Origin of the sequence: Brevibacillus laterosporus, from assembly GCA_007833815.1 — a bacterium.
Taxonomy (GTDB): Bacteria; Bacillota; Bacilli; order Brevibacillales; family Brevibacillaceae; genus Brevibacillus_B; species Brevibacillus_B laterosporus_D.
Genome location: CP033464.1, coordinates 3,715,680 through 3,726,474 on the forward strand (window position 1 = coordinate 3,715,680; position 10,795 = coordinate 3,726,474).

Annotated in this window: 1 protein-coding gene; it reads right to left on the reverse strand. The window is 38.6% G+C overall.

Translation table 11 applies throughout. From position 1 onward, the window contains the following. Positions 1–26: 26 nt before the first annotated feature. Complete coding sequence (locus EEL30_18765) at positions 27–10,790, reverse strand: amino acid adenylation domain-containing protein (protein QDX94146.1); 10,764 nt, start codon at positions 10,788–10,790, stop codon at positions 27–29. Between the last annotated feature and the right edge of the window lie 5 nt (positions 10,791–10,795).

The window sequence follows — 10,795 nt, forward strand, 5'->3', positions numbered from 1 at the left end:
CACCTCGGAATCGTTTGTTAGTATAGTTACCACTCAAAAATGAACTGATTGTCTACCTTATTTCGTTTCACGGAATTTTGCTTCTCACTCTGTAACTGGATGGATTCAATTACATAAGTAGGGTTTTCCATAATGGCCTTTACGATTGACAGGTAATCTTCTGCTATCATTTGAATGGTTGTAGCTTTGAATAAATCAACCTGATAATTTAAACTGAAATGAACTTGCTTTTGTACTTCAGTAGCGACCATGGATAATTCAAACTTTGCTTGTTTTAGGTCTAGTTCCAGTTGCGTTACTACCAGATTGCTAGCTTGAGTCCATACTTTTTGATCATCATTAATTCCCGTTTGCCATTCGAACAAGGTATCAAACAAAGGATTTCGTCCGAATGCTCTAGGAATTTTCAAGTGATCAATTATATTTTCAAAGGGATAATCTTGATGTTCAAAAGCTTCTAAGGTATGCTGTCTTACCTGCTGTAAGAAACTCTGAAAAGTATCACGTCGTCTAGGATAATTACGCAATGCCAAGGTATTCACAAGCATTCCAATCATATCCCGTAATTCTGAGTAATTACGTCCAGAAACAGCACAACCAACAATGATATCCTCTTGTCCTGTTAGCTTATGAAGCAAAACATTATAACAAGCAAGCAACAACATAAATGGCGTTGTTCCCGTCTGTTTAGCAATCTCTTTCAATATCTCAGTCTGTTCTTCATCTAGATTAAATCTGTAGAAATCGCCTTGAGTACTCGTTTGAGCGGTTCGTTGATAATCCAAAGGTAACCTCATAACAGGCCGATCTTTTTCAAAAATGTTCAACCAGTATTGCTCTTGCTGTGCAAGTGAACCCGTACGAATGATTTCCTCTTGCCATACAGCAAAATCTTTATACTGTAAGTGGATATCAGGCAAAATATTTCCGTTATAAATATCCAACCATTCCTGGATTAACAGCTTGGCGGAGATGCCGTCTACAATGACATGGTGTAAGTCCACTAACAGTAGATGTTCTGCTGTTCCTAAGGTACATAAGGTTACATGTAAAAGAGGTCCTTGGCTCAGATCAAATGGCTTAATATAAGTGTGGATTAGCTGTTCAATATCCTCTTTAGCATCGTTGACCAGATGCAGATCAAATGGTACTTCTTTATGAATAATCTGTACGAGCTTCCCTTCCATAAGAGAAAAAGTCGTTCGTAATGCTTCATGCCGCGCAATGAGCTGCACAAAGGCATTATTGGCTTTTTCATAATCAAAAAGGCCTGTAATTCTCAAAGCTGTCGGCACATTGTATACCGTTCCCTTTTTCATTTGTTGCAAGAGATAAATGCGCTTTTGCGCTGATGATGCAGGATAATACACATTCGGAGGAACAGGCTTGATCTTGTGAGAAATTTGAACTTGGTTCCCTTGATCAATGAATTGAGAAAGCTGACGAATGGATGGAAAGTTAAAGATTTCAGCCAAAGCAATTTTAACGTTGCATTGTTGCTTGATCTCTACCACGAGTTCCATAGCCTTGAGTGAGTCTCCTCCATGTTCAAAAAATGAATCATCAATTCCAAAAGAAGGAGCCTCTAGTACTTTACACCAAATATCTACAAGCTTGGCCTCTGTTACGGTAGACGCAGGAATTTGTGTTTCTTTTTCCAACGAAAACACATTCTCCTCGGACAATTGTTTACTATCAACCTTCCCATTAGGTGTAAGTGGTATTTCTTCGATTTGAATCACATAAGCCGGAATCATGTAATTTGGAAGCGTAGAGGACAGCTGTTGTCTGATTTCCCTAGCATGTAATTCTTTAGAAGCTACGATGTAGGCACATAGCTGGGTTTGATTTCTCGCATTTGGTATTCCTATGACTACCGCTTGGTTTACATAATTAATATTATGTAATGCGTGTTCAATCTCGCCTAGCTCAATTCGATGGCCTCTGACTTTTACTTGATGATCTATTCTTCCTAAGAACTGAATCGTTCCATTTGGTAACCAACGTGCGGCATCTCCTGTCTTATATAACCGAGTCTCTCGGTGATAGGGATGTTCAATAAATTTTTGTTGTGTAAGGCCAGGACGATGTAAGTATCCTCTCGCTAAACCAACTCCTGATAAGCATAATTCGCCTTCTACGCCTATCGGAACAAGTTTATTGTCTTTTCCCAGAATGGTTACCACAGTATTAGAAATAGGTTTTCCTATGGAATCACTGGATTCTACATCCACATTTCTAAGAACTGTGGATGCGACGCTATTTTCCGTAGGTCCATACTCGTTAACAAGCTCTAATTCTGGCAACAAGTCCTTGCTTTTCCTAACCAATTGTTGCGTAATTGCTTCACCTGCTAATGTAACTTTCTGTAAAGAAGATAAGGTTGTATAATCCGAAGAATTCAATATGGCATCAAATAGACTAGGAACGCTGACAAAGTGTGTAACTTTATTTACAAAAATAGAGTTAGCTATTGCAAAAGAATCTTTTGCATGTTCATCAGTCACTAAGATGACCTTACTGCCAGATACAAGAGGAGTGAACAAGCTAGTTAAAAAACCATCGAATGAGTACGAAAATAGCTGAAGTACTACGTCTTCCCTCATTAATCTATATTCGTCTCTTCGCCACTGAATCGTATTGGCGATGCTGGCATGTTCAACTGCTACACCTTTTGGTTTCCCCGTTGTGCCTGAAGTATAGATCACATATGCAAGATGATGAGGAACTGAATTATCAAAATTAGATATTTTATCATCTATACATAGTTTGGTACGATCAACCTCGATAATGTTCTTTTGATCCCACGTTCCGACATGTTGTGATTCTGATTGAATCATAAGCCACTTCGCTTTACTGTCATCAAGCATATACAAAACGCGATCCATAGGATAATCAGGATCGATAGGAACGTACGTTGCCCCTACTTTCCAAACGGCCAGAATACTAATAATCATCTCAAACGATCGAGACATCTTAATGCCCACTACATCTTCTGATTGAATCCCTCTGTTCAGTAATACCTTTGCCAAGCAGCTTGTTTGATCGAGAAGCTCTTTATAAGTTAGCTGTTCATTGCAAAGCACCAAAGCAACCTCATGAGGTGTTTGTTCCACCTGTTTTTCAAATAGATGAAGTAGAGTCATCTCGGTAGGATAAAGAACTCGCGTTTGATTACATTCAAAAAGCAATTGGTCTTTTTCTACGTCTGTTACGATTTCAAGTTCTCCTATTGACTGATCAAAATCGGTGACCAGCTGAGAAATAATATGAACAAAGTGAGAATGCATACGTTCAATCGTCTTTTCCTTAAATAGATGAGTCGAATACTCCCACTTCACCCAAATGCCTTCTTCCGATTCCTGTGCAACCAAAGAAATATCTGTTTTGGTGGTTTTGCTGTAAATTTCAATAGGTGTACATGTAAGATTAGGTAATGTTAATTCAGCTAGCTCCATATTCTCCAAAACAAACATAACATCAAACAGCGTATTCCTAGATGAATCACGTTCCAAACGTAAGGCACTCACCAGATTCTCCAACGGATACTGCTGGTTGTCAAAAGCCTCAAGTGCTCGTGACCCTACTTCTTTGACATATTCTCTGCACGTCTTTTTGTACTCAGGATAATTACGTAAAGCTAACGTGTTTACGAACATTCCTACTGTGGGTTCAAGATCAGGGTGTTGTCTTCCAGCCGTCACTGTGCCAACCGTAACATCTTCTTGGCCCGCGTATTTTCCTAATACAATCGAAAAAGCGCTAAGTAATAAGCTGTAAAGTGTAACTTCTGCTTCCTGAGCAAGTGATTTTAGTTGATCCGTAAGTAAGCGATCTATCATACCAGGAAGATAATCTCCTTCAAACCTTTGGATAGCAGGTCTGGTGTAATCCATTGGAAGTTTTAGAGACGTGGTAGGACTTTCAAATTGTTTAATCCAATACGCTTCCATTTTTTCTCTCTCATGGATTGCTTCCGCTGATTGTTCCCATACTGCAAAATCTTTGTACTGAAGTTTCGGGAGCTCAAGAACCTTGCCATTGTACAATTCCATCAGTTCTTTATGCAGAATGTTTAGAGAAATCCCATCCGCCACAATATGATGAATATCCATAAGCACTACATATTCTTCATCTGCAAGCCTGATTAGTTTCATTCGGAATAATGGCCCTGCTTCTAGATCAAAAGACTTTACAAAATCTTGTATTTCTTGATCTAGTTTACTCTTCTCTATTATTTGGAAATCATAGCTAGGGACCATGTCTGAATGAATAAATTGAATTACTTCTCCATCTAATAATGTAAAGGTTGTTCGTAATGCTTCATGTCTAGCGACAAGTTGAGAGTAAGCCGAACTCCATTTTTCAAGGGATAATACACCAGTAATGTTAAAAGCATACGGGATGTTATAATAAGTGCTCTCTTCTCCAAATTGAGCTGCATAATACATCCTTTTTTGGGCAGATGAAGTAGGGTAATGTGCCTGTTCTGTTACACGTGGGATAGATTTCTGCTCAGTTGGCGAAACCTCCTGAATCTCAATGGCTACATTCTCAATCGTTGGATTTGCAAACAACTGTTTTAATGAGATTCTAACACCGAATTTTTCTTTAATTTTGGCTAGCATCACAATAGCTTTCAGAGACTGTCCACCCAGTGCAAAGAAGTTATCTCGCACACCAATATCTTGCACCCCCAACGTATCTTGCCATATCTCTGCCACTTCTTTTTCAATTTCATTTTTTGGCTTTACATACATTTCTACATGTAATTTTCCCCAGTCTGGATAAGGAAGAATTGCTTGATTCACTTTTCCATTAGCATTAAGTGGAAGACTATCCATCTGAATAAAGAAAGTAGGAATCATATAATATGGCAGTGTCTTGGCTAATTGCTCTTTTATTTCTTCTGGCTGTAGATCAAATTCAGATACAAAATAGGCACATAAAAATGTAGTTCCTATTTCATCCTCACGAGTGATGACTGTTACTTCCTTGATTCCATTCAAAGCAAGTAAATGAGCCTCTACCTCTCCTAACTCTACTCGGAATCCTCTTATTTTTACTTGATTGTCTATTCTTCCTAAAAATTCAATACTACCATCTGTAAGCCAACGCCCCAAATCACCTGTTTTATACAATTTTTGACCTGTTTCAAACGGGTGATCGACGAATTTTTCAGACGTCATCTCCGGTCGATTGAGATATCCTCTAGCCAGTCCATCACCAGCAATACATATCTCTCCAATAGCGCCTACAGGCTGAAGCTTCAAATAGGGATCCATGATAAAAATCTGTGTATTAGAAATTGGCTTTCCTATTGGTACAACGTTATTCAATAGTTCATTCAGATAATGATAGGTAGCAAACACTGTGCTTTCCGTAGGACCATACACATGGATAAGCTGACTATCTTTGAGCACATCTATCGCTTTTCTGATATGTCTCACAGAAGCTCGCTCACCACCAAACAAGATATGACGCACGTTCGATAGACATTTAACATCAATTTCCACAATCGTATTAAATAAAGCTGTCGTCAAAAAAAACAAAGTAACATTTTCTTTAGCGATCGTCTCTCCAAGTAGCTGCACATCTGTCATCGTTTCTTTGTCAATCAATACGAGGCTTGCACCATTCAGCAATGCTCCATACATGTCAAAAGTTGATCCGTCAAATGCAAAATTAGAAAGATTTAAAAGTACATCCGTTTCTTTAATTTCGATATAATTCGTATTTTTGACAACGCGGGTAATACTATAATGAGATGTCATGTTCCCTTTTGATTTTCCAGTGGAACCAGACGTATACATGATATAAGCAATAGAGCTACTATCTATCTGTGTCGCTACATTGCTATGGTTTAACTCGCATACACTACTAGACAGTTCGTCCAAAACAAGAACCTCTTGTACCAAATCATGGAGATACTCGTCTCCCTGCCAGTCAACTTTATCTAGAACCAGCAATATCGTAGCTCCCGAATCATCCATGATCATTTGAATTCGTTCCCAAGAATAAGAAGAGTCCATAGGTAGATAGGTGCCACCTGCTTTCAAAATAGCCAGAATTGCAACAATGATTTTCGTTGAAGGCGTTGTTAATAGGCCAACTACCGTTCCAGGTGAAACTCCCTTCTCTTGTAAACCATGTGCAAATTGGTTGGCCCGTTCATTTAACTCTCGATATGTGACTCGTTCCTCTCCATGTATGAGGGCTATCTTATCCGGTGTTTTCTCTACCTGCTCTTCAAATAACTGCGATAGTGTTTTCTGTTTAGGATACCAAGTAGATGGCTGATTGAAGTTGTTCAGTATTACATTTTGTTCTTCTTGCGTAATTAATGTCACCGTTTCAATCAATTGATTACGCTCAGCTACCATCTGCTGCAAAATTTGCTGATAATGAATAATCATTCTCTTGATAGAATCGCGTAGATACAGATCTGTGCAATACTCCCATTTAAAGCGAATTTTCTCACCATTTTCTTCAGCAAGAAGAGTCATATCAAATTTGGCAACCTTGTAATCAAAAACTTGTGGTGACAGCTTTGCACCCGACAAAGTAAAGGTAGGGATGTCCATATTTTCCATCACAAAAACAGTGTCAAAAAGCGGATTTCTACTAGCATCCCTTGTTATATGCAAGCGCTCAAGCATATTTTCCAACGGGTACTCCTGATTTTCTAGAGAATCTAGGAACGTTTCTTTTACCTCTAACAAGAATTGTTTGATCGTTTTCAATCCTGTCGGGTATTGACGTATCGGTAACGTTTGAACAAACATCCCAAGAGTATTCGCAAATTCTATGTGTGACCTTCCAGCATATACAGTACCGACTACAATATCCTCTTGAGAGGTATATTTGGAAAGAAGCATGAGATAAGCAGATAATAATACCATATACATAGTAGTACCCGTCTCACGTGAAAGCTCGCGAAGCTTTTCAACAAGTTCTGCATGTATCTCAAAATCTACGCTGTGTCCGTTAAAACTTTGAACAGCAGGTCTCATAAAATCAGTCAACAAGTTGAGGACAGGAATTTCTCCTTCAAATTGTTTCAGCCAATACTCCTCTTGCTTCATCATCTCGTCTGATTGAAGAAGACTCTGTTGCCACTCCGAAAAATCCTTGTATTGGAATTCTATAGGGGACAGTGTTTGATTTTCATAGAGATGAATTAAATCATTCACTATAATCCCAGATGAAACCCCATCTGAAATAATATGGTGCAGGTCAAACATTAGTAGCGTTTTATTTCCTACATGAATCAGTTGAGCTCGTATTAATGGTGCTGTTCTCAGATCAAATGGTTGAATGAAACAATTGATGACATCTTGTATGGTGGAGCCCTCTTCCATGGTACGTTCTATTAGGTTGAACGCTACACAATTAGCTATACGCTGTACAAGTTTGCCTTCGATTACATCGAATGAAGTACGCAAAGCTTCATGTCTTTCTATAAGTTGCTGAAAAGCACGTTCCAGTTTTCCCCTATCTAACTTACCCTCTACATCTAGAATGCTTGGCATATTATAGATCGTTGTTTCTAGATCAAGCTCTGCAAGAGCATAGATTCTCTTCTGAGCAGAAGAGGCTACATAATACTCCTTGTGAGTTGTAGGTTGTAGGTAAAACATTTCTTTCTTATTGCTACCTTCTATCAGAAGTGCTAGACCTGATACGGTAGGTGATGCGAATAATTGTCTTAGCGTTATCTCTGTTTTGAATTCCATCAAAATTCTAGATACTAAGGTAATCGCTTTAAGAGAGTGACCCCCTAGTTGGAAAAAGTCATCGTAGATGCCAACTACTTTAATGCCTAAAACTTCCTGCCAGATTTGCACCATCTTCTCTTCTAGCTTTGTTCGGGGTGCTACATATGACTGATAGCCATGTGAACCAAACACTGGTTTTGGTAAAGCTAGACGATCAACCTTTCCATTTTCATTCACAGGTATTTTCTCTAGTTGTATAAAAGAAGTGGGCACCATATAATCTGGTAGCTGTTGCATGAGATAAGATCGAAGAGTATCCTTCTTTAACGGCAATGTGGATACCACATATCCATTGAGATAGGTTATCCCCTGCTCATCACTTGTAGCCGTTACAACAGCATCTGTTATCGCTTCATGTGTAAGTAGTGCATTTTCAATCTCTCCAAGTTCAACTCGATAACCTCTTATTTTCACTTGATTGTCGATTCGACCCTGATATTCTATACAACCACTCGCAAGCCATCTTCCAACATCACCGGTTCGATATAATCTTTCTAATCGACTACCTATAGATTGTATGACAAATTTTTCTTGATTACTCTCCATCTGAGCTATATAGCCATTAGACACACCGTCTCCAGCAACACTTATTTCGCCAAATACTCCTGGAGGAAGTTGGTTTCCATCTTTATCTAAAATATAGATTCGAGTATTACCAATAGGCTTTCCGATCGTTGGTCTATCCCGAAACATCTCAAAATCATCCCTATCCACCCATTGGGCAATGCAGCCGATTGTGGTTTCTGTTGGACCATAGTGATTCATGATTCGGACTGCTGTTTTTTGATAAGTTTTTTCCACATCTTTACTATTGATAGGTTCTCCACCCAATACTACAAATTGCAAATGCTCAAATTGTTGGCCTGTAAAGTAAGGATGATTGACTAGTGTTGAGTAAAGTGTAGGTGTCATCTTCAGATAGGTAAGCCTATGTTCATGTATATATTCTAAAAATCTCGCTGGTAACGTATACGTATCCTTCTCAACAAGATGAAGTTCAGCCCCAGCTGTAATAGCTGAAAACAGAGCTGTATATCCCAGATCAAAAGCATAAGAGGAACAAAGAGCTACGCGATCCTGCGTTGATACACCTGTGGTCTCATGAAACCAACTCAGATAATTCATTACATTGGCGTGAGATACTTGGACTCCTTTTGACTTACCAGTAGTTCCCGACGTGTAGATTACATATAGATTGTCTCTTTCGTGATGCATAGGGATAAGATTCTCATCATTACCCGTATATAGAGAAGCATGATCGACATATAGAATTTCTCTATTAGAGGTATTACCGTCCATAAATTTTTCCTGAGTCAAAACAACAGATGCACGGCTCTCCTCTAAAATGTTAGCAATTCTCGCCTCACCATATTCAGGATCAATTGGTACATAAGCTGCTCCAGACTTAGCGACCGCCAACATACTTATGATCATTTCTGGAATATGCTCCACTATGATAGCTACGAGCTTTCCTGAACCAGCACCACTGCTAATTAACCTACGCGCTAGTTGATTGGCTTTTTTGTTCAACTCGTCGTAGGAGACTTTCTCCCCACGTGAAACGAGTGCAGTCTTTTGAGCATGTTGTTTAACCTGTGCCTCAAACCATTGGGATATAGACCTGTATGGAGCTTTTTCCATCTGCGTCTGATTATAAATCGCATCATACTCTTCCATTTCTTCCACAGTCATTACGCCAAGTTCGCTTATTAGCAATTCAGGTTCATGAGAAAGCCTTTCAGCAAGCCGTTCTAATTGCTGGGCTACTGCTTCTATATACGGTGTATCGTATACATAGGTGTTATAACCTAAGCGAATCTCCATCTCTTCATTCGGTACAACGACAACATTGAGATGATAATTTGTTTCTTCGTAAACTAGAATATTCGTCAAGCTAAGTCTCGTAACTGGATCCCTACGATGTAACAAGTTATCGATTGGGTAATTTTCAAAGACGACCACATGATCAATTAATGCCTTTTTTAGTGATGTGTGAGATTGTAGCTCTGCTAACGGAACATAGTCTTTCCCAATAGACTGAGTAGCATTATCTCTTAATTGTTCTAGCAATTGACTAAACGTAGTGGAAGCTTCTCTTTTTACTCGGATGGGAATGGTATTAATAAACATCCCAACTATTTCTTCCATTCTCTCCAAAGAAGGAGGTCTACCCGATACTACTGACCCAAATACAACATCGTTTGTATCTTTATATTTTTGCAAAATGATTCCCCAAATCGCATTAAACACGATATTGAGTGAAACGTTATAATTTTTGGACACCTGTCTTAATCGCTCTGTAATCTCCTTATTCAGCGTAAAACGTTTTGTTTCAAGCTTAAATAAGGATGTATCTGTATCTCGTAAAGTAGGCAACCCTGATTTTTTCTCACAATCTGCTAAATAGTGAGACCAATATTTGATCGTATCTTCTTTATCCAGCTTACCTAGCCATTTCACATATTTGCCAAAAGGTTCAATCACTTTTTCACGACGATTGTCTTTATAGGCTAGTCTTCTGTACACTTTTTTAAAGTCTCCCAGAAGTAGGCCTACACTCCATCCATCCAATAAAATATGATGAAAACTCCACAAAATTTCATAACATTCTACTCCTAAACAAATGACACTGATTCGCAAGGGAACATCTTTCGTAAGGTCAAAGCCTTGGCTTCGATCATCCTTTTTATATTGTTCAATAAAACTGCGCTGATCCGCTTCTGTCAAATGACTAATGTCCATAAAGTCAATTTGCTGATGTCTGCGTTTAACTACAGCCTGCACTGGTTTTTTTACATTTTGATGAATAAAAATAGTTCTTAGAATGTCATACCGTGCAACCAGTGTTTGGACTGTTTTGTCAAAAACAATGTTATCAATCGCTCCCGAAAGCTGAAAATGAAATTGTTCAAAGTATGTCGTCGTCTGCTCTCCCATTAAGTAATGGAAAAGCATGCTTTCTTGCATAGGACTTAAAAAATAGATATCTTTTATATCCGACTTAGAATACATGAAAC

What these genes read in the sequence shown, in the direction of transcription:
- EEL30_18765 (QDX94146.1), bottom strand. Translation starts at nt 10,790, where the DNA reads ATGTATTCTAAGTCGGATATAAAAGATATCTATTTTTTAAGTCCTATG.